Origin of the sequence: Paenibacillus phocaeensis, assembly GCF_900021165.1 — a bacterium.
GTDB classification, from domain to species: Bacteria; Bacillota; Bacilli; order Paenibacillales; family Paenibacillaceae; genus Fontibacillus; species Fontibacillus phocaensis.
Genome location: NZ_FCOQ01000018.1, coordinates 309,903 through 333,983 on the forward strand (window position 1 = coordinate 309,903; position 24,081 = coordinate 333,983).

Annotated in this window: 18 protein-coding genes; 12 read left to right on the plus strand and 6 right to left on the minus strand. The window is 54.2% G+C overall.

Annotated elements, in window-relative coordinates; all coding sequences use genetic code 11:
• The first annotated feature begins 88 nt into the window (after positions 1–88).
• The 6 genes from arfA (at position 89) to BN3795_RS11520 (ending at position 7,724) form a co-directional block, all read left to right on the plus strand.
• Entirely contained in the window at positions 89–1,609 is a 1,521-nt protein-coding gene (gene arfA / locus BN3795_RS11495) for an arabinosylfuranosidase ArfA (protein ID WP_068784804.1), read from the plus strand.
• Between the two features lie 188 nt (positions 1,610–1,797).
• On the plus strand, positions 1,798–3,129 hold the full coding sequence (locus BN3795_RS11500; protein ID WP_068784805.1) for an ABC transporter substrate-binding protein: 1,332 nt from the start codon (positions 1,798–1,800) through the stop codon (positions 3,127–3,129).
• A gap of 69 nt (positions 3,130–3,198) precedes the next feature.
• Positions 3,199–4,098, plus strand: a complete 900-nt coding sequence (locus BN3795_RS11505; protein ID WP_068784806.1) for a carbohydrate ABC transporter permease — start codon at positions 3,199–3,201, stop codon at positions 4,096–4,098.
• Positions 4,095–4,937 carry a carbohydrate ABC transporter permease gene (locus BN3795_RS11510; RefSeq protein WP_068784807.1) on the plus strand — a complete coding sequence of 281 codons (843 nt, stop codon included), beginning with the start codon at positions 4,095–4,097 and terminating at the stop codon, positions 4,935–4,937. The genes BN3795_RS11505 and BN3795_RS11510 overlap by 4 nt, the downstream gene beginning before the upstream one ends.
• A gap of 52 nt (positions 4,938–4,989) precedes the next feature.
• On the plus strand, positions 4,990–5,961 hold the full coding sequence (locus tag BN3795_RS11515) for a glycoside hydrolase family 43 protein (protein ID WP_068784808.1): 972 nt from the start codon (positions 4,990–4,992) through the stop codon (positions 5,959–5,961).
• Positions 5,962–6,179: 218 nt separating this feature from the next.
• The gene (locus BN3795_RS11520) at positions 6,180–7,724 is read left to right on the plus strand and encodes a response regulator transcription factor (protein ID WP_068784809.1); all 1,545 of its coding nucleotides are present in this window, start codon (positions 6,180–6,182) and stop codon (positions 7,722–7,724) included.
• A 173-nt stretch (positions 7,725–7,897) separates the two neighbouring features.
• Here the strand turns inward: BN3795_RS11520 and BN3795_RS25875 are convergent, their stop codons facing one another.
• The 3 genes from BN3795_RS25875 to BN3795_RS11535 form a co-directional block, all read right to left on the minus strand.
• A complete protein-coding gene (locus BN3795_RS25875) occupies positions 7,898–8,263 on the minus strand; it encodes a collagen-like domain-containing protein (protein ID WP_232729912.1) in 366 nt (121 codons plus the stop codon).
• Between the two features lie 59 nt (positions 8,264–8,322).
• Positions 8,323–9,231, minus strand: a complete 909-nt coding sequence (locus tag BN3795_RS11530) for a transposase (RefSeq protein WP_232729913.1) — start codon at positions 9,229–9,231, stop codon at positions 8,323–8,325.
• Positions 9,232–9,991: 760 nt separating this feature from the next.
• Positions 9,992–10,897: an AraC family transcriptional regulator gene (locus tag BN3795_RS11535; protein WP_068784812.1), complete on the minus strand. Its 906-nt coding sequence runs from the start codon at positions 10,895–10,897 to the stop codon at positions 9,992–9,994.
• A 135-nt stretch (positions 10,898–11,032) separates the two neighbouring features.
• Here BN3795_RS11535 and yicI point away from each other — a divergent pair, with 135 nt between their 5' ends.
• The 5 genes from yicI to BN3795_RS11560 all read left to right on the plus strand — a co-directional run bounded on the left by yicI (position 11,033) and on the right by BN3795_RS11560 (position 19,105).
• Positions 11,033–13,351: an alpha-xylosidase gene (gene yicI, locus BN3795_RS11540; RefSeq protein WP_068784813.1), complete on the plus strand. Its 2,319-nt coding sequence runs from the start codon at positions 11,033–11,035 to the stop codon at positions 13,349–13,351.
• A 137-nt stretch (positions 13,352–13,488) separates the two neighbouring features.
• Positions 13,489–15,273: a sensor histidine kinase gene (locus BN3795_RS11545; RefSeq protein WP_068784814.1), complete on the plus strand. Its 1,785-nt coding sequence runs from the start codon at positions 13,489–13,491 to the stop codon at positions 15,271–15,273.
• Positions 15,274–15,366: 93 nt separating this feature from the next.
• Positions 15,367–16,347: an ABC transporter permease gene (locus tag BN3795_RS11550; protein WP_068784815.1), complete on the plus strand. Its 981-nt coding sequence runs from the start codon at positions 15,367–15,369 to the stop codon at positions 16,345–16,347.
• A gap of 20 nt (positions 16,348–16,367) precedes the next feature.
• Positions 16,368–17,273 carry a carbohydrate ABC transporter permease gene (locus BN3795_RS11555; RefSeq protein ID WP_068784816.1) on the plus strand — a complete coding sequence of 302 codons (906 nt, stop codon included), beginning with the start codon at positions 16,368–16,370 and terminating at the stop codon, positions 17,271–17,273.
• A 92-nt stretch (positions 17,274–17,365) separates the two neighbouring features.
• Positions 17,366–19,105: an ABC transporter substrate-binding protein gene (locus tag BN3795_RS11560; RefSeq protein WP_068785371.1), complete on the plus strand. Its 1,740-nt coding sequence runs from the start codon at positions 17,366–17,368 to the stop codon at positions 19,103–19,105.
• A 102-nt stretch (positions 19,106–19,207) separates the two neighbouring features.
• Here BN3795_RS11560 and BN3795_RS11565 read toward each other — a convergent pair whose 3' ends face one another.
• Positions 19,208–20,041 (minus strand): AraC family transcriptional regulator, encoded by an 834-nt coding sequence (locus BN3795_RS11565; RefSeq protein WP_068784817.1) that lies wholly within the window; start codon positions 20,039–20,041, stop codon positions 19,208–19,210.
• Positions 20,042–20,168: 127 nt separating this feature from the next.
• Between BN3795_RS11565 and BN3795_RS11570 the strand changes: the two genes are divergently transcribed.
• Positions 20,169–22,199, plus strand: coding sequence for a beta-galactosidase (locus BN3795_RS11570; RefSeq protein WP_068785372.1), 2,031 nt, complete (start codon positions 20,169–20,171; stop codon positions 22,197–22,199).
• Positions 22,200–22,266: 67 nt separating this feature from the next.
• On the opposite strand, the gene BN3795_RS11575 is transcribed toward BN3795_RS11570, so the two are convergent.
• Both BN3795_RS11575 and BN3795_RS11580 read right to left on the minus strand, forming a co-directional pair.
• Positions 22,267–22,452 carry a hypothetical protein gene (locus BN3795_RS11575; RefSeq protein WP_068784818.1) on the minus strand — a complete coding sequence of 62 codons (186 nt, stop codon included), beginning with the start codon at positions 22,450–22,452 and terminating at the stop codon, positions 22,267–22,269.
• Between the two features lie 522 nt (positions 22,453–22,974).
• Positions 22,975–24,048, minus strand: a complete 1,074-nt coding sequence (locus BN3795_RS11580) for a M42 family metallopeptidase (protein WP_068784819.1) — start codon at positions 24,046–24,048, stop codon at positions 22,975–22,977.
• Positions 24,049–24,081 lie beyond the last annotated feature (33 nt).

Genomic DNA, 24,081 nt, shown 5'->3' on the forward strand with positions numbered 1-24,081 from the left:
TTCTCATATGTTATTTTATACCTGTAAACGGATTCATTCAAGAATATGCGAAATAATTTAGTATTTTCTAAAACGGAAGGTGATCAACATGTCATCAGCAGCACTGCGGGCGAAGATGGTCGTCGATAAGGCCTTTAGCATTGCCGAGGTGGATCGGCGGATTTACGGCTCCTTTATTGAACATCTGGGCCGAGCGGTATACGGAGGAATCTATGAGCCTGCGCATCCGTCAGCCGACCGGATGGGGTTCCGAAACGACGTGAAGGAGCTGGTCAAACAGCTGAACGTTCCGATCATCCGGTATCCCGGCGGGAACTTCGTATCCGGATACAACTGGGAGGATGGGGTGGGTCCGGTCGAAGCGAGACCCAAACGTCTGGAACTGGCCTGGAGAACGGTCGAGCCTAACTGGGTCGGGACGAACGAGTTTGCCGGATGGGCCAAGGAGGTCGGCTCGGAAGTGATGATGGCGGTGAACCTCGGGACACGGGGCGTCGATGCCGCCCGCAACTTGCTGGAATACTGCAATCATCCGGGCGGCAGCTATTGGAGCGATTTGCGCCGCAGCCACGGTTACGAGCAGCCTCACCAGATCAGAACCTGGTGCCTGGGCAACGAGATGGACGGACCTTGGCAAATCGGGCAGAAGACGCCGCAGGAGTACGGCCGGCTGGCCTACGAGACGGCGAAGGCGATGCGGTTGGTCGATCCCGGGATCGAGCTGGTATCCTGCGGAAGTTCCAGTTCGTCGATGCCGACGTTCCCTGAATGGGAAGCGGTGACGCTGGATCACACCTACGAGGTTGCCGACTACATCTCCCTGCACCAATACTACGGCAACCGGGACAACGACTCCGCGAATTTCCTGGCCCGCTCGATGGACATGGACCATTTTATCCGGACGGTAATCGCCACCTGCGACTATGTCAAAGCGAAGAAACGCAGCAAGAAAACGATGTACCTCAGCTTCGACGAATGGAACGTTTGGTACCATTCCAACGATTCTGATGCCCGGCTCGAACCTTGGGGGATCGCTCCGCCGCAACTGGAGGATGTCTACAACTTCGAGGACGCGTTGCTGGTCGGCAGTATGCTGATTACGTTCCTGCGCCATGCCGACCGGGTGAAGATGGCTTGCATGGCCCAATTGGTGAACGTCATTGCTCCGATTATGACGGAGAATGGCGGGCGGTCCTGGAAACAGACGATCTTTTACCCTTATATGCATGCTTCGGTTTTCGGACGGGGCGTATCCCTGCAACCGGTCGTCGACTCCCCGGTATACGACGCCAAGGATTACACCGATGTTCCTTATTTGGATAGCGCCGTCGTATACAATGAAGCGGAAGAGACGCTGACGATCTTTGCGGTGAACCGCCACCTGGAGGAGGCTCTTGAAGTGGAATGCGATATCCGCGGGTTCGAAGGTTACCGTCTGATCGAGCATCTCGTGCTGGAGCACGAGGACCTGAAAGCTGTGAATACGGCGGAGCGCGAGAACGTAAAACCTCACAACAGAGGGGATGCTGCTTGCGATGGCGGTTATGTCAAAGCCCGATTCGCCAAGGCGTCCTGGAACGTTATTCGCTTAGGTAAGCCGGGGAACTAACGAACTGGCGCTCCTTCAAGCGTGTCCACTGCATCTCCCGATGGAATATGACAACATCCTTGAGCTAGAGCTATACACAACAGGCGAGCGCTTCTTAGGCTATCGATTTACCGCCGGTATTGCTAGAAGTGAGAGAAACAGACTGTAGATGAAGTGTGTAGATTTTATTTTGTCAGGGAGGGTCAAGGATGAAGAAAAAAGGTTGGATTGTGCTCTTGATTTTAACGATGGCCACATGGTTATGGGGCTGCGGCAAGGCGTCGACGACGGCCGGCGGGGAAACCTCCGTGCTGGACGGCGGAGCTGGAGAAAGCGCGACGGAGCTGTCCTATTGGACATTCGTGGAGCTGCATGGGCAGCATTTTGAGAAAATGCTGGAGAAATGGAACGCCGCCAATCCGGATCGGCAAATCAAGCTGAACGTCACCGTGATGCCTTACGACGACATGCACAACAAATTATCGATTGCCGTGCAGACGGGCGTTGGCGCGCCGGATATCGCCGATATCGAGCTAGGCAAGTTCCCGGACTTCCTGGCCGGGACACCACAACTGGTCGAACTGAACGACGTCATCGATCCGTATCGGGACACGATCGTCAAATCGAGAATCGACCTTTACAGCAAAGACGGCAAGAATTATGGCGTTCCGACCCACGTAGGCGCTTCGGTCGCGTTCTACAACACGGAAATTTTGGAAGCGGCCGGGGTGGATTACAAGACGATCGTTACTTGGGAGGATTTCAAAAAAGCCGGGATTCAAGTCTATGAGAAAACCGGGAAGTATATGGGGACCGCCGATACGAGCGCAACGTGGCAAGCCTCCCAGCTGCTGGCGCAGCAAGGGACGGATTTTACGGACGACGCCGGGAACCCGGTCGTCAATTCGGAAGCGATGGTGAAGGCGCTCACCCTGCTGAAGGACCTGCAGGATAACAATGTCATCGCCACGATTGCCGGCGGGCAGCCGGATACGGAAGAGGCGTACGGGGAATTTAACGCAGGCAACTATGCAACCGCATTCATGCCGTTGTGGCAAATGTCGCGTTACACGAACTACATGAAGGACTTGTCCGGGAAGATCGCCATTGCGCCAATCCCGGTTATTGAGAAAGGCATGCCGCGATCGGTCGGCGGCGGCGGAACCGGGACGGTCGTGACCAAGACGGCGAAGGACATTACGCTTGCGAAGGACTTCCTCGCTTTTGCCAAATTGTCGGAGGATGCCAACATCGAGATCTGGAACACGCTGGGCTTCGACCCGGTGAACATGGATGTTTGGGAAATGAAAGACGTCACCCATAACCCGGATAACCAGTTTGTGCAATATTTCGTAAACAACCCGTTTGACGTGCTGGCCGACATCAAGGATGAAATTCAACTGATCAAGTCGACCTCGGCATCGCCAACCATCAACAATGTGTTGTGTACCGTCACGCTGAACGAGATTTTCGAAGATGGCAAGGATATCAAGCAAGCCCTGGACGATGCGCAGGCGCAAATCGAGCAGGAGCTGAAGTAATCCCGAATCGATTGAAATAAGCAGCGAGCTACTCCATCCGGAGTAGCTCTGTTTAAAAGGGGGATGGCGATGGTCAAAAAATTCCTTTACTCGCAAAAGGTAGCTCCTTACGTATTTGTTCTGCCGTTCGTGCTCGTTTTCCTCCTCTTCTGGGTGTATCCGCTGGCCAGTTCCTTCGGAATGAGCTTCCAGAAGGTCACGCTGGGACAGGAAGCGGCCTGGATTGGCGTAGACAATTACGATAAATTGATGGGCGACGGCATTTTCCTCAAAGCAGTGGGCAACAGTGCGATCTATATGGTGTTAACTTTAGTGATCCTGATTCCGTTTCCGATGCTGTTTGCTGTATTAATCAACAATAAATTCATGTGGGCCAGAGAGTTTTTCAAATCCTCGTTTTTCTTCCCGGCCCTGACTTCGGTTGTCGTTGCCGGGACCATTTTCCGCCTGATGTTCGGGGAAATGGAAGGTTCGTTAATCAACAGCTTCCTGGGGTTGTTTGGCGTCGAACCGATCAAATTCCTGAAAGGGCAAACAACCGGATTCATCGCTTTGCTGGCCTTGGCAACCTGGAGATGGACCGGGGTGAACATGCTTTACTTCTTATCCGGACTCAAAAATATCCCCGACGAATATTACGAAGCCGCTTCGATCGACGGCGCCTCGCCTATTCAGCGATTTACGAAAATCACCATGCCGCTGTTGAAGCCGACGACAATTTATGTATTAACGATCAGCATTTATGCTGGATTGGCGATGTTTATCGAAAGCATGATGCTCTGGAACGGCAACAATTCTCCGAAAAATATCGGCTTGACTATCGTCGGCTATTTGTACCGCCAAGGGATTGAGAAGAACAACCTGGGGTATGCAGCCGCCGTCGGTATCGTGCTTCTGATCATCACGATGGTCATTAACCTGACGCAGTTGGCCTTCACCGGCATGTTCAAGAAGGAGGAGGAAGCATGACGAAATCAACTCGCAGCTTGCCGATCAAAATCGTCCTGTTCGTGTTTTTTGCCTTCTTGTGCGTGCTGATCCTTCTGCCTTTTTATGCCGTTACGCTCGCTTCATTTAAGCCTGGAGAGGACTTGATCCGGTACGGGCTGAATTTGCGGTTCGATCTATCGGCTATGAGCTTTGACAACTTCATTTACCTGTTTACGGGCAACCATTCTTATTTTTTGTGGTTTTTTAATTCACTTCTGCTGACGATCGTGCAGGTGGTTGTGACTCTGCTGGTCAGCGCCACGGTAGCATATGGATTTTCGGCGTATGAATTTAAGGGGAAAAATGTCCTGTTCGTCTGCGTGCTGCTGATTATGATGGTTCCGTTTGAAATCCTGCTGCTGCCACTGTATACGTTGACATATGATATCGGGCTGATGAACTCGTATTCGGCCATCATTCTGCCGGGGATCGCCAGCGCGGCGACGATCTTCTTCTTTCGGCAGTATCTGCGGGGAATTCCCCGGGAAATCATCGCCGCCGGACGCGTGGATGGAGCCAGCGAATACGGGATTTACGTGCGGCTGATCCTGCCGATAATGAAACCTTCTTTTGCTGCAATGGCCATCCTCAACGGGATGAACAGCTGGAACAACTTCCTGTGGCCGTTTATGGTGTTGAGCGATGCAAACAAATATACACTGCCGATCGGGCTCAAGACGCTGCTGACTCCTTACGGAAACAATTATGATTTGCTGATCGTGGGTTCTTTTTTCTCCATCATTCCGATCTTTATCCTGTTCGTCGCGTTCCAAAAATACTTTATCGACGGGATGACAGCGGGAGCGGTCAAAGGATAGGCGGATTCGGATTCGCGCTCAATGTCAACTAATCATAGAAGGAGAAACCGACATGAATCACAAGCAGACGTATTTAAATCCCATTGTAGAACAGCGGGCAGACCCGTGGGTTTATAAGCATCGGGACGGGTATTATTACTTTACGGCCTCCGTTCCCGAATACGACCGGATTGAAATCCGCCGGTCAACGACGCTGCAAGGATTGGGGGATGCGGAGCCGGTCATCGCTTGGCGCAAATATGAGAGCGGTCCGCTGAGCGCCAATATCTGGGCGCCGGAAATCCATTATATCGATGGAAAATGGTACATCTACTTTGCCGCGGCGCGGACGACGGAAACGAACGAAGGTTTGTTTGATCATCGAATGTACGTGCTGGAGAACGCCTCCGCCAATCCGCTGGAAGGCGCATGGGAAGAGAAAGGGCAGATCCGGACGCGCTGGGAGTCGTTCGCGCTGGATGCGACGACGTTCGAGCACCGGGGGGAACGTTATTACGTTTGGGCGCAGAAGGATCCGCAGATCGACGGCAACTCCAATCTGTACATCTCCCGGATGAGCAACCCCTGGACGCTGACCGGAGAGCAAGCGATGATCTCCACGCCGGAATACGACTGGGAGACGGTCGGCTTCAAGGTCAACGAAGGCCCGGCGGTACTGCGGCGAAATGGACGAATCTTCATCAGCTATTCGGCCAGCGCAACCGACCATCATTATTGTATGGGGCTCCTTGCCGCCGCCGAAACGGCGAATCTGCTGGACCCCGCCTCCTGGACGAAATCGCCGGTCCCGGTGTTCGCCACCGATGAGGCTGCCGGGCAGTTCGGGCCGGGGCATAACAGCTTTACCGTCTCGGAAGACGGGCGCGATGTGCTAATATATCATGCCCGCAACTACAAGGAGATCGTCGGCGACCCGCTGTATGATCCGAATCGGCATACGCGGGCCCAGCCATTTGTCTGGAACGAGGACGGTACGCCGAATTTCGGCGCGCCGGTCCCGGATCCGACTCGCACCGGAAGTTAGCCCGAATTTAAACGAAACCCTGGAATCACCGTAAACCGAATGAATCGGACAACTGCTCCCTTATCCAATGATGGGGGCAGCTTTTTTTTGCAACCTCAAAATAGTGCAATAAATGAACAGAATAATGTTGGTAACTGATTCAAAGTTCAACTTATAATGTTTGAAAACGCTTTAATGATGCTGGAGAAACGAACTTTTTCCGGTCGGAGGAGTGCCAAATGATTAAAGTGCTTATTGTTGACGACGAACCCAAACTCAGAGAAGGCCTGCGCGCCTTCATCGATTGGGGAGCTTATGGCTACGAAGTTGTAGATACGGCGGCGAACGGGAACGAAGCACTGGATAAATATCAGCGATCCCATCCTGACTTGGTGCTGGCCGATATCCGCATGCCGGGCATGGACGGGCTGCAATTGATCGAGAAGCTCCGCAGGCAGGACCCGCTCCTGCATATTTTAATTCTTAGCGGTTACGCGGATTTCAGCTACGCGAAGAAAGCCATGACCCAGCGGGCCGACGGTTATTTGCTGAAGCCGGTCGATGAGGACGAGCTGAAGGATTATCTCCGGAAAATCAAGCTGACGATCGACGAGGAGAAGTCCTCCCAGCAGTGGAAGCACGTCACGGACGAATGGAACCGCGAAGCGCTGATCCAGTCCGTACTGACCGGCGAGGACGAAGACGATACCGCCACGCTATGCGAACGGGCCGATAAGGTCGGCATCTGCGGCAAGTCGTTTCAAATCCTGCTGCTGAACGCGCAAATTGAAGGGGACGCCGAAGCCGAAATGAATGCGCTGGCCCGGAAAACGCTGGTTCGGCTGTTCGAAGAGACCGGCCGCGGCTGGGGGTTCGCCATTCACGCCAAGCTCGGCGTCCTGCTGAAGGAACCGCTTCTCTCGGTAGAACTCGGGGGGATTTATCGCGAACTGGCCGCCGAGTTGACCGGGGCGGGAATCCGGTTTTCCGCCGCGCTTGGTGAGAAGGTTGGCTGCTTGACGGAGATCCGGGAATCCTATCGAACCGCGTGCGAGTTGGTTCGACATCACTTTTTTCTGGACCAGGGAACGATCTTGACTTCGGAAGCTTTGCAAGCCGGGACAGCCAAGGTCACGGGATCTTCGACCGAAGAGCTGGGGGAACAGCTCTATTACGCCGTCGACATCGGAAATCGGGATGCGGTGAAATCCGTGCTGCACCGGTTGGGGGAAGCCTATCGAGCCGAGGGGGCAACAGAGAATGAAATCAAGAGCCGTTACGTGGAGCTGCTGACGACGATTTACGGCAAGGCGCTGAAGCAATCGCCTGAGCTGCAACACCGCGGCAAGGAGTTTTCCGACGGTTTCTCTAAGATTCAAAAGGCCTACTCCATCCTGGAGTTAAATGGACAGGCGGAACGCCTCCTGCAGCAGATCATGAATCAGCTCGGCGAAGACGGCAAACACCGGGAAGTCAAAATTATGCTAGACCTAATTCACCGGAACTATAGCGATAACCTCAAACTGGAGACGCTCTCCGGCATTTTTAACTATAACAGCGCTTATTTGGGCAAATTGTTCAAGAACACGACCGGGGAATATTTCAATACGTATCTGGATAAGGTGCGGATCGAGAAAGCGAAGAGTTATCTTGAGGAAGGCTTGAAGGTCTATCAGGTGGCCGAAAAAGTCGGGTATACCAATGTCGATTACTTCCACAGCAAATTCCGCAAATACGTTGGCACCTCGCCTTCCGCTTACCGCAAACAGTCGAATCATGCCTGAATCCTCGATGGGATGTATGCTATCCGAGCCTCTTCTGACGATTATCCCGTTGCATCAGGGAGTGGAGAAAGAGAGGCTGAACCGCCGTGAACCACTCACAAGAAAAAATGTTAAGGTTATAAAAAAGCCCTGATTCTATACCAACCGATCCAGCCTAGCCCAGTCCAGTCCACCTAGCTCACCGAGCCCATCCGGTTCACCCGGTCCACCAGTCCACCCAGCGCATCCGGTCCAACTGGTCCGTCCAGTCCACCCAGCACATTCGGTTCATCTGATCCGTCCAGTCCACCCAGCACATTCGGTTCATCTGATCCGTCCAGTCCACCCAGCGCATCCGGTCCAACTGGTCCGTCCAGTCCACCCAGCACATTCGGTTCATCTGATCCGTCCAGTCCACCCAGCGCATCCGGTTCATCTGATCCGTCCAGTCCACCCAGCGCATCCGGTTCATCTGATCCGTCCAGTCCACTCAGTTCATCGGGTCCACCTGGTCCGTCCGGTCTACCCAGCTCATCCGTCCATCCGGTCCACCCGGCCACCCGGTCCGTCCTGAAATCGACCCTGCTCGTTCGCTTAAGCGCGTTCGTTCAGCCATTGATTAAGCCGCTGCTGCAAGGGACGGGTTATGTTGTTGGTGTGCAATTAGTTGGTGGTACGGGATCGCTGGAATAGACATACACATATGCAGAAATTGACGACTCATCGTCTCTTCAGAATTAGACATGAGCAAGCGGCGGCGTACGGTATACTCATTTAGATACGCCTGTAAATGCGTTATACCTAAGGCGACATACGTACTCTTGAGAGAACTCCAAGCCGCTCTTACTTCTCTCTGTAAAGGCTGATACAGCCGATAAGCCAACGGGAACGATTGAACGCTGGAGGTATGGTCCTCGATATGCTTATGAATGAACGCGGAAAGATCGTGCCGGTTGGCCCGTTGCCCGCCTCCTCTTTTATGCGAAATCAACTGAATCTTTACCCGCCCCAGCTCCCCGGACTCCGTGACCGTGCATCCGGCGACGACCGCGGTGGCATAGGGTTGAACGGTTGGATGAAACCGCAACGGATCGTTTGCATATAGATCGCAGTTCACTTTCACCTCTCCGCTGAGCAGCTCCCGGGCATCGCATTCACCGAGAGTATGGCGGATTTTGTGCAGCATGAGCCATGCGGTCTTGTAGGTAACCTGGATAACCTGACTCAATCGCAGCGCCGAGATGCCATCGGGAAGCAGGAACAATTCCATAGCTTGAAACCATTTCACTAAGGGCAGATGGGTTCTTTCAAAAATCGTGCCCACCAAAGGCGAGGCTTGATAGCCGCATCTTCCACATTCAAATAGAGGAAGGCGGCGGGAGGACAGACGGGTGCATTCGGTATAATCACATCGCGGGCAGACGAAGCCATTCGGCCACTTCATAGCGATAATCGCATCGATGCAGTTCGCCTCACTTTGAAAACGACTGAGGATAGATTGAAGCTCCGTATTCGCACCTAATTCCAAGTCCGATCCCTCCAAATCAAGAAATACGTACATACGTTCTCTTTTTTCTCATTATACCAAACAAATGTTCTTGTTACAAGAAAAAAATCCCAAAAAGCTAATTTTTCTTCAATAAAGATGTGGAGTATCAACCCTTCAAAGAGGTTTCATCTCCGAGCTTCATCTAGAAGACCTCATATCACCTTTCTGTTAACCTATTTCTGAACAAAAGGGATAATCACGGAAAGAAGGGGGGAAATAGTTGAAGTAGCGAAGTAGCGAAGTGGCGTAGTAGTGGGGTAGCAAAGTGGCGTAGTAGTGAGGGGTAGCGCAGGCGATACGATATTTTTATATGAAAATATAACTAATGTACCGTGTACCCCGAGAAATGGCGGCGAGGGAATCGCAGAACCCTGATTTGCCGCTGGCGGAGCGGGTGAATATACGATCAGGATCGGGCCTTCTTCCAGCGTGATGGCCTTGACGACGACGCTTCAAGTGAACGGCGAAACTGTGCCGCCGCCCGCGTTCACTGCGCGAACCTGTGCGGGCGGTGTACCTGTATCTGCAAGGGGAGGCGCCAATCGGCTGGTTCCGGCTCTATGACTTTTGAGCATTGCCTCCGCGTATTTGAGCCAAACTACTATAGCATTAGGAAAGTTACAGTTCCTGCGCGGCAAGCGAGCGTTGGGCGCAGCAGGGGCAGCATGTAGCCTGACCAGCCCTCGTGCCGCATAGCAACTCGCTCTGCGAGCAGCGCGAGTTAGGAATCGGCAACCAGCTAGACCTCCACTGGCGTCAGCAGCCGCTTGCGGAATTCCGACGGCGAGCAGTTCATCGCCTTGCGGAACACCCGAATGAAGTAGCTGATGTTGTCAAAGCCAACCTCCAGCGCGATATCGGAGATTTTGCGGTCCGGCTCCCGCAGCAGCTCGGCAGCCTGGCGGATCCGGTACGAGTTGATGTAATCCATCGGCGTCTGCCGGGTCATCGATTTGAAGAAGCGGCAGAACTGCCCTTCGCTCATTGGAATCAGCGCTGCCAGCTCCGCCAGGCGGATCGGATGACCATAGTTCTGCTGAATATGCTGGATGACGGTCTTCAGCCGGTCGATCTTGGAGGATTCGCTGCGGCTGCTGCCATGGGAGCGGTTCACGGTTCGGCCTGCCGCTGCGGTCTCCGCCAGCATCAGGTAGAGATGCCCTTTGACGGCGCCTTCATATCCGGGCGATTGGGTGCTGCAACTGCGCATCATCGATACGATATGCTCAAGCAAGGAGAGATTTGCCGCCTCCGTGCGCCGGATATGACGGGGAAAGGTAGCCTTCCGTTCCTGCAGCGGCAGAATGAGGTTCTCCTGAACCGCGTCGTAGTGGGCGCTGGCCAGCAACTGCGTGTCGAAGACGAGGGAGAAGAAAGCGCAGCCCTGCTCGCCATGGGCATGTGCGGCGTGAAGATCTCCCCCGTCGATAAATACCGCTTCTCCCGCCCGAACCGGGAAGTAATCGGTGTCGACTTGAAACAGCGTTTCGCCTTCAAGACAATAGAACAACTCAGCTTCCTCATGCCAGTGGCAGTCGATGACATGCTCGCCGGGGCCGTAGCGGTACCAGTAGGTGCCGAACGGCAGGCGCTCGGTGCCGTGACTTTTGCTCTCTTTCAGCGAGCGGCGCAGCGCTTGATCCATGGTCATTCACCTCGTCAAAATAGTGTTATATTTTCACTTGATAATGTTAGTTTAATCATCGTGGTATCAGTATAATGCAAGTATAGAACGTTTTCATTTGAAAAACAATGCGACGAGAAAGGCGGTACTCCCTCTATGAAATTTACCGATGGCAACTGGCTGATTCGCGACGAATTTACCCTATCCACCGCGGTACAGGCCCATGATTTTTACGTTCAAGACCATACTCTAATCGCCTCCGCTTCAACGACACCGATCCGCGGTCGCGGCGACATGATTAATACGACCCTGCTGACGATGCAATTCCATTCCCCGCTGCCGGGTGTGATTGGCGTGAAGCTGATCCACTTTGCCGGTACGGTCGACCATGGCCCGCATTTTGAATTGGCGAAGGGCGGCGATCATGCCGAGATTACGGAGAATGAGCAATACGCCGAGCTGAAGAGCGGCAGCCTCAGCGTCCGCATCAATAAAGGCCCGCAATGGTCCGTGGATTTCTATCGCGGCCGCGAGCGGATTACCGGCAGCGGATTCAAATCGATGGCGCATGTTACCGAGACCGGCGGCAAGACCTATATGCGCGAGGAGCTTGATCTTCGCGTTGGCGAATGGGTGTACGGACTCGGCGAACGCTTCACCTCGTTCCTCAAGAACGGTCAAGTCGTCGACATTTGGAACAAGGACGGCGGCACCAGCTCCGAGCAGTCCTACAAGAACATTCCTTTCTATGTGACCAATAAAGGGTATGGCGTATTCGTCAATGATCCGGGCGCCGTTTCCTTCGAAGTCGCCTCGGAAAAAGTGAAGAAAGTGCAGTTCAGCGTTCCCGGCGAATCGCTGGAATATTTCGTGATCGACGGCCCCGAGCCGAAGGAAGTGCTGAATAAATATACCGATCTGACCGGCAAGCCTTCACTCCCGCCAGCCTGGAGCTTTGGCTTGTGGCTGACGACCTCGTTTACAACCGATTACGATGAAGCGACGGTAAATTCCTTTGTGGACGGCATGGCTGAACGCGATTTGCCGCTGCATGTATTCCACTTCGACTGTTTCTGGATGCGCGAATTCCACTGGACGGACTTCAAATGGGATGAACGGGTCTTCCCGGATCCGGTGGGCATGCTTAAGCGCTTGAAGGAGAAGGGGCTGAAGATTTGCGTGTGGATCAACCCGTACATCGGGCAGCGGTCCCGGCTGTTTGAAGAAGGCAAGCAAAAGGGTTATCTGGTGAAAAAAGCGAACGGCGACGTCTGGCAATGGAATCTCTGGCAGCCGGGGATGGCGCTGGTGGATTTCACGAATCCTGCGGCCTGCGAATGGTTTGCCGGATATTTGCGGGAGCTGGTCGACATGGGCGTCGACTGCTTCAAGACCGACTTCGGCGAACGGATTCCGACGGATGTCGTCTACCACGACGGCTCCGATCCGGTGAAAATGCACAACTATTACACGTACCTGTACAATAAAGTCGTCTTTGAAGTGCTGGAAGAGAAGCTGGGCAAAAATGAAGCGGCCTTGTTCGCCCGTTCGGCAACGGTTGGCGGCCAGAAGTTCCCGATTCATTGGGGCGGCGACTGCTACGCCGATTATGAATCGATGGCGGAAAGCCTCCGCGGCGGCTTGTCGCTGGGTCTCGCCGGCTTCGGCTTCTGGAGCCACGATATCGGCGGCTTTGAGAATACGGCGCCAGCGCATGTGTTCAAACGCTGGCTGGCCTTCGGCTTGCTGTCGAGCCACAGCCGCTTGCACGGCAGCAGCTCGTACCGCGTGCCTTGGGCTTACGACGACGAGGCCGTGGACGTCACCCGCTTCTTCACCAAGCTCAAATGCCGCTTGATGCCTTATATGTTCGACACCGCCGTCCAAGCGACGCAGCAAGGCGTGCCGACGATGCGGGCCATGTTCCTCGAATTCCCGGAAGATCCGGCTTGCGATACGCTGGACCGTCAGTATATGCTGGGCGACTCGCTGCTCGTAGCGCCGGTATTCAGTGAGCAGGGCGACGTGACCTACTACCTGCCGGAAGGTCAGTGGACGCATCTACTCTCCGGTCAAACCGTAGAAGGCGGCAAATGGCGCAAGGAACAATACGACTTCTTCAGCCTGCCGCTGTTCGTTCGTCCGAACTCGATCCTGGCCATAGGCGCAAACGACGTGCGTCCGGATTATGACTATGCGGACGGCGTGGAGCTTGGCTTGTATGCGATTGAGGACGGAGCTGCGGTATCTCGCACGGTGCGGAATGCCAAAGGCGAGGTTGAATTAACCGTGACGGTCGTTCGCAGCGGAAATGTCGTGAAATTGGCTGCCAAAGGGGCAGGCAAACCGTTCTTCGTCACCTTGAAAGGCATGGGTGAACCGGTTGCGGTGCAAGGCGCAGCGCTCGCCGAGAACGGCCGGATCCAGGCCGCTTCCTTCAGCGGCAAGACCGAACTGCAAATCACTTTGAAATAAGGGGTCCCGGACCTTTAGCAGGCGGCAATTTAATAGATGACTGGCATCCCTGGCCCTGATATAAGGAGCAGGGATGCCGAAATATCCCCTTTCCCCAAACGAAGGGGATATTTCCATTTCTATGAGGGGGGATCCGATTGTTAGGCAAATTGATCCGTATCACCAACAACCTGAGACTGAAGCATAAGCTGCTCATTTCCTATATCGTCGTGGTCATGATTCCCATCCTGATCGTAGGCGCTGCTGTAACCGCTTACTTCCGCCATCAAGCTATGGAACGGGCGATCGCGCAAACGACCAACAACGTCGAGAAGGTAAAAACCCGAACGGCTACGATGCTCCGCGTGCCTACCGATATCTCCGATTTCTTTATGCTCGACAACAAGCTGGAGAAGATGGTAAGCACCCCTTACCCCAACGTGCTGGAGTTGACCAAGGCGTATCTCGACTATGACGATTTCCGCAATTACGACAGAACCTACCGCGAGGTTTCAGGGATCCGTTTTTACTATGACAACGCGACCTTGATCAACAACCTGGAGTTAATCCCGGTGAATGAGAACATCGAGGGCATGTATTGGTACAAGCAGGCGATGACGAGCAAAGACATCGGGTGGTTTTACATCAACGACAATGAAGAGGTTCCGGTTAAGCGGCTTAGCCTCGTTCGGCAAATCTCCTTTGAGGGGACGAAGAAGAGCGGCGTTCTGATGGTCATCATGAACCAGGAGGAGCTTAACCGGATGCTGCAGCAGGAGCCCTTCGAGACGTTGATCACCGATGATTTGGGGTACGTTGTCGCCGCCAAAAATCCGTCGATCGTCGGCCAAACGCTGGAAGATCTGGACTACGGCATTGATTTGCGGAATCAGCAGAAAGGGACGTTTCAAGTGGATATCCAAGGGGTCCCGTCTTACCTCGTCATCGACACTTTGACCCCGGAGTCCAGCATGAACGGCTTGAAGTTTATCTCGGTGTTTGCAACGGAGCCAATCGTAAAAGACGCGAATACCGTCAGTCTAGTCGGACTCCTCATTATGATCCTCGTGCTGGTGATTGCCCTGATTTTCGTATATACCGTTTCTTTCCTGACGACCAACCGAATGCTGCGATTAAGCCGTCACTTGAACCGACTGGCCTTAGGAGATCTCAATGTCGTATCGCGAATCGACGGCAATGATGAGATCGGGCAGTTGTCCCGGCAGTTCAACTATATGGTGGACAGCATCCGCCGGCTCATGGACCAGGTGGTGGAGAAAACCGAGCAAAACAACACGCTCGAGCTGGCACAACGCGAGATTAAGCTGAAGATGATGGCCAGCCAGATCAATCCGCATTTTCTATTTAACGCCTTGGAGTCGATTCGAATGAATGCCCATTTGAAAGGGGATAAGGAAATCGCGAATGTAGTCCGGCTGCTCGGTAAAATGATGCGCAAAAATCTGGAGGTCGGCCGGGAGAGCACGCCGCTCAAGGAAGAGCTGGAGATGGTCAGCTCCTACCTGGAGATCCAGAAGTTCCGCTATGAGGACCGCTTAAGCTATACCTTATCGATCGATCCCGCAGCCAGTCTTATTCGCATTCCGCCGCTGATCATTCAGCCGTTGGTCGAGAATGCGGTGGTGCATGGAGTCGAGGACAAAGAAGAAGGCGTGCATGTCGAGGTGAAAGTCGAAACGGACGGGCATCGGGTCCGCGTCACGGTACGCGACAACGGGATGGGGATGACGCCGGAACGTCTTGCCGAGGTGAGGCGTTTTATCTCCGGGAGCCATGAACCGGAGCAGACGCGAATCGGACTGCGCAACGTCCATCAGAGACTTGTTTTGTCTTACGGGGAAGAGCATGGTTTGCGGATTGTCAGCGAGTACGGGAGCGGGACGGAGATTCAATTTACGCTGCCGACCGGAAGCAATCTCTAATTTTTATATGGTTTTGTTTGAAATCTCTCGGGTATTTTGCCGCACCCCCCTGCCTTATCATTAAGCTATAGCAGACAAGGGGGGAGAAAAGAGATGGAAACGCTGTCAACTCGGCCTCAAACCAGAAAGGCAAGCGCAACCCCTAAGCCGCCGAGGAAGCGGAAGAGCGGGATCTGGCGGAGTATTTTGCAGCAAAAGTATCTGTACTTCATGTCCTTGCCATTCGTCATCTGGTTGTTCGTATTCAACTATCTACCGATCTGGGGATGGACGATGGCTTTCCAAAACTATAAGCCGGCGAAATCCTTCACGGAGCAGAAATGGATTGGATTCAAAAATTTTGTGGACCTGTTCCAGGATGACCGGTTCTACCTGGTGCTCCGCAATACGCTGGCCATGAGCATCATGGGCCTGATCGCCGGGTTCGTAGTCCCGATTACCTTTGCGGTGCTCCTGAACGAGCTTCGCGGGAAGTACTTCAAGCGGACGGTGCAGACGGTGTCGTATCTGCCGCACTTTGTTTCCTGGGTTGTCGTTGGGGGGATTATTACGAAGATGCTCTCGATCGACGGCGGGATTGTGAATGAGATCTTGATCTCCTTGCACATCATCAACGAGCCGATTCAATTCATGGCCGAGGGGAAGTGGTTTTGGGGAATTGTAACCGCTTCCGATGTATGGAAGGAAACCGGCTGGAACGCCATCATTTACCTGGCGGCCATCACCGGTATCGATAAAGAGCTATATGAGGCGGCCCGGGTCGACGGGGCCGGACGTTTCCGGCAGATCTGGAACATCACGCTTCCGGGGATCCGGACGACGATTTCAGTGCTGCTGATCATGTCAATCGGTCATTTGATCGGCATCGGGTTCGAGAAGCAGTTCCAGCTCAGCAACTCGCTGGTCACCGACTATTCCGAAGTGCTTGATTTGTATGCGCTGAACTACGGGATCAATATCAGCCGCTTCTCGTATGGTACGGCGATCAGCATGTTCACCTCCGTGGTCAGCATCATCCTGCTGCTTACCGCGAACGGAATCATGAAGAAAACGACGAAAGAAAGCATCATGTAGGGAAGGGAGAGGAGACGACGATGGCAGGTTCAAGCAAAGCCTTCAACGACACGCGGGGCGATAGAATCTTCAATATCTGTAATTTCATGCTGATGAGCGTTATTTTGGTCATCACGCTGTACCCTTTCCTGAACGTGCTGGCGATCTCGCTCAATGATTCCACAGACACGGTTCGAGGCGGCATTTACCTGTGGCCGCGGGAATTTACCCTGGAGAACTACAGGACGATCTTCAACTATTCCAGCCTGATTACGGGCTTCAAAATTACGATCTACCGGACGGTGCTCGGAACTGTGCTTGGATTGATCAGCGCCTCGATGCTGGCCTATACGCTCAGCCGGCAGGATTTCAAATCCCGGAAGTTCGTGTCCACTTTTCTGGCGCTGACGATGTACTTCTCCGGCGGTCTGGTACCGACTTATATGTTGATGCGCCATCTCGAATTGATCGGCACGTTCTGGATTTATGTGCTGCCGGGGGTTGTCAGTGCATTTAACGTCTTTATTATCCGTTCCTTTATCGACGGATTGCCGTATGCGCTGCAGGAATCGGCCAAGCTGGACGGAGCCAACGACTTTACGATTTACTACAGGGTGATTCTGCCGCTCTGCAAGCCGGTTCTGGCGACGATCGCCTTGTTCCTGGCGGTTGGTCAGTGGAACTCCTGGTTTGACACCTATCTGTACAACGGGAACAAAGCGCATTTAACGACCTTGCAATACGAGCTGATGAAAATCCTGCAGAGCACGAACCAAGGCGCACGGATGATCAATGCCAACGATATGGCGAATCAGATGGCCCAGGTCTCGCCCGAGTCCATCAAAATGGCGATCACGATCGTTGTTACGGTGCCCATCCTGGTTGTCTACCCCTTCTTGCAGCGTTATTTCGTAGACGGGATGACGCTGGGGGCCGTCAAGGCTTGACGCAGGAGTTGGCGTACGGAATGGGTATCAGCAGGTTATGCCTGTTATACAATACAAGCTTCATAATCAAGATGATGAGGGGGAACGCGGAAATGAAATGGAGAAGTCCTAAAGCTTTTGCAGCCATCCTGCTCGCGAGTATGATACTGGTAGCAGGTTGCGGAAGCAATGGAAACCACGCCGCCAATAACGGGAATGCAGGCAATACCGGGAGCACCGGGAACGCAGGAACCAACGCGGAAGCAGCCGCAGATACAAGCCCGATTACCTTTACCTTCTTCGGTGCGGACGCCAGCCCGAACTGGAACAACATGCAGGACGACGTAGGCAAGGTGATTCAGGAGAAAACCGGTGTGACGATCGAAGCCGAATATGACGTAGGCGCAGGCGGCGGTGAGAACAAGATCGCCCTGATGGCGGCGAGCGGCGGCGTGCCGGACCTGATTTTTGCCAAAGGCGAATTGAGCAAGCTGGTGGATGCCGGATTGATCGTCGACCTGGCCCCGTTGATTGAGAAGCATGCGCCAAACCTGAAGAAAATTTTCAGCGAAAACATGAACCGCCTGAAATACAGCAACGATGATCAAGCCATCTATTCGATCTTTACCAACGGCGGCGTGGACCAACAATATTTCGATGCCGGCGGCGGATTTGAAATTCAGCAGCGCGTCCTGAAAGAACTGGGCTATCCGAAGGTTCGCACGGTTAAGGATTTTGAAAATGTGCTGAAGCAATACGTGGAGAAGAACCCGACGACGGATGGCCAGCCGACGATTCCGCTGACGCTGAGCGCTGACGACTGGAGAATCATGATTACGGTAACGAATCCGGCGTTCCTGGCGACCGGAGCTCCTGATGATGGCGAGTACTACGTTAATCCGGAGACGTATGAGGCCATGCTGCACTACAAACGCCCGGAGGAGAAGGAATATTTCCGTTGGCTGAACCACATGTATAACGAAGGTTTGCTCGATAAAGATACGTTTGTTCAAAAAGAAGACCAATACAAAGCGAAAATCGCCAGCGGCCGCGTATTGGGCCTGATCGACCAGGAGTGGGGGTATCAGGACGCTGAGAACGCGTTGAAAACCGCAGGCAAAGACGAATACACCTACGCGCATTTCCCGGTCACCTTGTCGGAAGAATACGAGGACCATTCCTTCCAGCAAGCGGGCGTTGACGGCTACGGCATCAGCATCACGACGGCATGCAAAGATCCGGTTCGCGCCATCCAATTCATAGACTGGTTGTCTTCCGACGAAGGCCAGGTTTTGAGAAACTGGGGGATCGAAGGCAAACACTATACGGTCGAGAACGGCCAACGCGTCGTACCGGCAGACATTCAAGAACGCAAAGTCAATGACAGCACGAACTTCACCAAAGAATCGGGCATCAGCCTGTACCGTATCTTCGGCGCAAACTATGGCGACGGCGTGAAGGATCCTTCAGGCAACTACTACACCACGAACTTCCCGGAGCAAATCGTGGCAGGCTACACCGAAGCTGAGAAAGAAACGCTGAAAGCCTACAATGCAACAACCTGGAAAGACCTGTTCCCGGGTGAAGACGCCTTCCCTGCGAAGGATTGGGGCGCATTGTACAATATGCCTGTTCCTACGGACGGCGATTACCAAGTGATTTTCCAAAAAACGCAGGATATCATCCGCAAGCGGATTCCGGAAGCGGTTCTGGCGAAAGAGGCCGATTTCGACAAGGTATATGACGCATTCCTGGTCGAGCTGGATAAAGCCGGCGCCAAAGAAATGGAAGCCGAATATACAGAACTGGTGAAGAAGAGAGTCGAGTTGTTCACCGGCAAGAAATTGCAATAATCTTACTGGTTTAATAAGCGTTGCGAAAAGGTCCGTGCTTTCATCGGGCCTTTTTGCGCCACTATAACCGATCTCGTACGCTGACCACTTCGGATCAAACGCCTAATGCAGCCTGCGGAACTGCTGGGGGGTCATGCCCGTGTGCTTGCGGAAGGTGGCAACGAAGTGGCTGGCATCGCGGAAGCCGGTTTTGCCGGCAATGGCGGCTACGGTGACGCCGGGCTCACTGGCCAGATGCTCCTTCGCCTTATGGATGCGCATCTGGGTAAGATAGCTGTACGGCGCGATGCCGAAGGTTTGCTGGAACAGCTTGCTGAGATGTCTGCCTGACATCCCGACCACTTCTGCCAAGGTATCCAGGCCAACGTCGGGATTGCCGTATTCCTGCTCCATCCAGGCGAGCAGCGGCCCGAGCTTCTCCATGTTTCGGGGGACGGCGCTGCTGCTTACCTGGCCAAATTGGCTCAGGACGGCGAGAAAACGGTACACCTCGGTCGAGGTTTCGAGGCCGAAGAAGTCCTGGAGACGGTCCAGCTTGTTCAACAGCTGCCCGAGCAGCGGGGTGAGCGGGGCTTCCGCTTCCCAGCGGAACAACGCGGCCTCGCGGATGCCAAAAGCCGCCAGAATCGAACCGGCGGCCGCTCCGCCGAAGGTGAGGTAATACGTCTCCCATTTCGGGCTCCGCTTGGCTTCATAAGCGTGGGGCATACCCGGCGGAAGCAGCATCCCGCTGCCCGGCGGAAGGGGGACCTTTCCGCTGCCCAAGGTGATTTCCCCTTCACCCTCGGCGGTTTGCAGCCAATGGTAATAGGGGTAGCCTTCGGGACGGGTGATTTTCTCCTGATTCGGATTATAACCTACGCTTTCCAGAAGCAAGGGAAGATCCGGAGTTGCCGCCGGAGAGAAAACAAAACGGGTAAAGGCCCGTGAGCTCATCGTATCTAATGCCTCCTAACTTGATCCATATTATTATATTACAACACGGGAATTTTATATATAAAGCGGGGATTATTCATTTTAGAATGGACTTAGAAGTTATATATCGCAAAAGGATGTGGGTATGGTGATCAACGATAAACTGCCGAAAATCTGGTACGGCGGCGACTACAACCCGGAACAGTGGGGGCCGGACATCTGGAACGAGGACGAGCGGATGTTCAAGCTGGCCGGGATCGACGTTGCGACCGTCAACGTATTCTCCTGGGCGCTGAATCAACCGAGCGAAGAGACGTATGACTTTACCCATCTGGATGAAACGATCGACCGCTTGTACAAGAGCGGGGTCTATGTTTGCCTGGCTACCAGCACCGGGGCTCACCCCGCGTGGATGGCCCGCACATACCCTGACGTGCTCCGCGTGGACGTACAGGGGCGGAAGCGCCGGTTTGGCGGGCGTCATAACTCCTGTCCGAATTCGCCGACTTACCGCAAGTATTCCGCTCGTCTGGCCGGTAAGCTTGCCGAACGCTACAAGGATCATCCGGGCCTGTTGATCTGGCATGTCTCCAACGAATACGGCGGTTACTGCTATTGCGATAATTGCGCTGCAGCTTTTCGCGTATGGCTGCGGGAGCGCTACAAAACGCTGGATGAGCTCAACCGGGTATGGAATACGCGGTTCTGGGGCCATACGTTCTACGATTGGAAAGATATCGTCGTCCCGAACGAACTCAGCGAGGAATGGGGCGGAAACCGCACCAATTTCCAAGGGATTTCGCTCGATTATCGCCGCTTCCAATCGGAATCGCTGCTTGCGTGCTACAAGCTGGAATACGATGAGATCAAAAAGCATACCCCCCACATCCCGGTTACGACCAATCTGATGGGGCTTTATCCGGAGTTGGATTATTTTGAATGGGCCAAACAGATGGATCTCGTCTCCTGGGACAACTACCCGTCGCTTGATACGCCGGTCAGCCACACGGCCATGACCCACGACCTGATGCGCGGACTGAAGAGCGGGGCGCCGTTCATGCTGATGGAGCAAACGCCAAGCCAGCAGAACTGGCAGCCGTATAACTCCCTCAAGCGCCCCGGCGTCATGCGGTTGTGGAGCTATCAGGCAGTCGCCCGCGGCGCCGACACGGTGCTGTTCTTCCAACTGCGCCGCTCAATCGGGGCGTGCGAGAAATACCATGGGGCGGTGATCGAACACGTCGGCCATGAGCACACCCGGGTATTCCGCGAGGTGGCGGAGCTTGGCCGGGAGCTGGAGCAGCTCGGCGATACGCTGCTGGACGCGCGGACCGAAGCTTCGGTCGGCATTGTATACGATTGGGAGAACCGCTGGGCCATCGAGCTCTCCAGCGGCCCGACCGTTGCCATGAATTATGCGAACGAGGTTCACAAATATTACGATGCCTTGTTCCAATTGCATGTGGAGAGCGATATGGTGTCGGTGGAGGAGGATTTCAGCAAATACGGGATCTTGATCGCGCCGGTGATGTATATGGTGAAGCCGGGATTTGCCCAAAAGGTAGAGGCGTTTGTGGCGAACGGCGGCACGTTTATCACCACGTTCTTCAGCGGTATCGTGAATGAGAACGATTTGGTGACGACCGGCGGTTATCCGGGCGAGCTGCGCTCCGTGCTGGGCGTCTGGGCGGAAGAGATCGACGCCTTGCTGCCGGGCCACACCAACCAAATCGTGATGAAAGAGGCCTGGGGCGCGCTGTCGGGCCAATATGAATGCGGCCTTCTGTGCGATCTGATCCACACCGAAGGAGCTGAAGTGCTGGCGGAGTACGGCTCGGACTTCTATCAAGGAATGCCGGTGGTAACGGCCAATTCGTACGGCAAAGGCCGTGCCTATTATGTGGCGAGCAGCCCGGAAGCGGCCTTCCTGCAAGGGTTCCTGAAGAACCTGTGCGAGGACAAAGGCATCCGGCCGCTGCTGGACGCTCCGGCCGGCGTCGAAGTGGCGCGCCGCGTCAAGGACGGCAAAAGCTTCCTCTTCCTGCTGAATCATAACGAAGGCGCCGCCGAGTTGGAGATCGGGTCGGAAGGGATGAAGGACCTGCTGGCGAACACCGAGGTGTCGGGGACCGTCACGGTACCCGGTCGAGGTGTCGTGATCTTGGAGGGCCGGAAATAATTAAAACCCGCAAGGCCTTTGGCAGGCTTTGCGGGTTTTTTGCGCGGTTTCTCCGGCCGTTCGACCATTAGTTCCTCGCCTGTTTCTCCGGTCGTTCCTCTGGCCGTTCGACCGTCTTTTCCTCCGGTTGTTCCTCCGCTTGTTCCTCCATCTGTTCCACCATCCGTTCCTCCGTCAGAAATGTTGTAAAAACTGCAACTTTTCTGGGGGAATATGCGGCTTTACGGGCGAAATGTTGCATTTTGTACAGCATTTTCCCGAGATCTCCCCGTAACCGGGAGGAAATGTTGTACTTTTTACAACATTTTGCTCGAAGAGACCGGTCTGACGGGTAAAATACTGCAGTTTCTGCAACATTTAAGGTCGCGAGGACGAGATCAGCCGACATCAGATAGCTGGACTCGCAGAATTCAACTAAATTATCCAACATCAGTTGGAATTGCAGAGTTCAGTTGGATCAGCCATCAGTCAAATCAGCCGGGAGTCGCAGAGGTAACAAACTTTAGCTGAATTTAGCAAGGGTCGCGAGAGATAACAAGCTTAGCTGAACTTAGCAAGGGTCGCGAGAGATAACAAGCTTAGCTGAATTTAGCAAGGGTCGCGAGAGGTAACAAACTTAGCTGAATTTAGCAAGGGTCGCGAGAGGTAGCTAGATCAGCAGAGCGAGCTTAGCCGAACCAGCTGAATTTCGCAGCCGACATCCAACCGGATCAGTTGAATTTCGCAGCCGACAACCAGCTGGATCAGCTAAGTCAGCGCGCTTAGCTTGCGTTGCTCAGCTGTTCTCGAGAATTGTGTTCAGGGTCGTGCGATCCAGTCCGCGCACGAGGCGGATCAGCAGCTCCTTCGCCGCTTCGTAATCGTCCGTATGGATGATCGAAGACGAGGTATGGATGTAGCGGGAGCAAATGCCGATTACGCTCGACGGCACGCCGGTGCCGCTGAGATGCACCTGGCCGGCATCCGTTCCGCCCGGCGATACGAAGTATTGATACTTAATACGGTGCGTATCCGCCGTATCGCGGATATACTCGACCAAGCCGCGATGGGTGATCATCGTCGGGTCGAGGATGCGCAACAGTGCGCCGTCGCCCAACCGGCCGAACGCTCTCTTGTCGCCGGTCATATCGTTGGCCGCGCTGGCATCCAGTGCGAAGAAGATGTCCGGTTGAATCAGATTCGCCGCTGTCCGCGCGCCTCTCAAGCCCACTTCCTCCTGCACGTTAGCGCCGGCGTAGAGGATATTCGGCAGCTTCTCGCCATGCAGCGCCTCGACCAACTCAATCGCCAGCCCTACGCCATAGCGATTATCCCAAGCTTTGGCCATGATTTTCTTCGGATTGACAAGGGGAGTAAACTCGCAAATCGGCACGATTTGCTGACCGATCCGCACACCGGCTGCTTCGGCCTCCTCACGGCTGTCCGCGCCGATGTCCAGGTACATCGCTTTGATATCCACAGGCTTGTTGCGCTGCGCTTCGTCCAGCAGGTGGGTTGGAATCGAACCGACCACCCCGGGGATGCGGCCGCCGGGCGTAATAATCTGCAGACGTTGCGCCAGCACAGCCTGGCTCCACCAGCCGCCCAGCGGCTGGAACGAGACCATCCCGTTGTCGCTGATGCCGGTGGTCATGAAGCCGACCTCGTCAAAATGTCCGGCAACCATAACCCGCGGGCCTTGCTCATCGCCGCGCAGGACCCCGAATAAACCGCCAAGGTTATCTTGAACGAATTCCTTTGTGTAAGCCGACATTTTCTCCTTGACGAGGGCGCGCAGCTCCCGCTCAAATCCGGGCGCCGCCGGGAATTCCGTCAGTTCTTTAAATAACTCGCGCGTTTTCTGATTCATGGTATTCTCTCCTTTGCTTTCTTTTTATCAGCC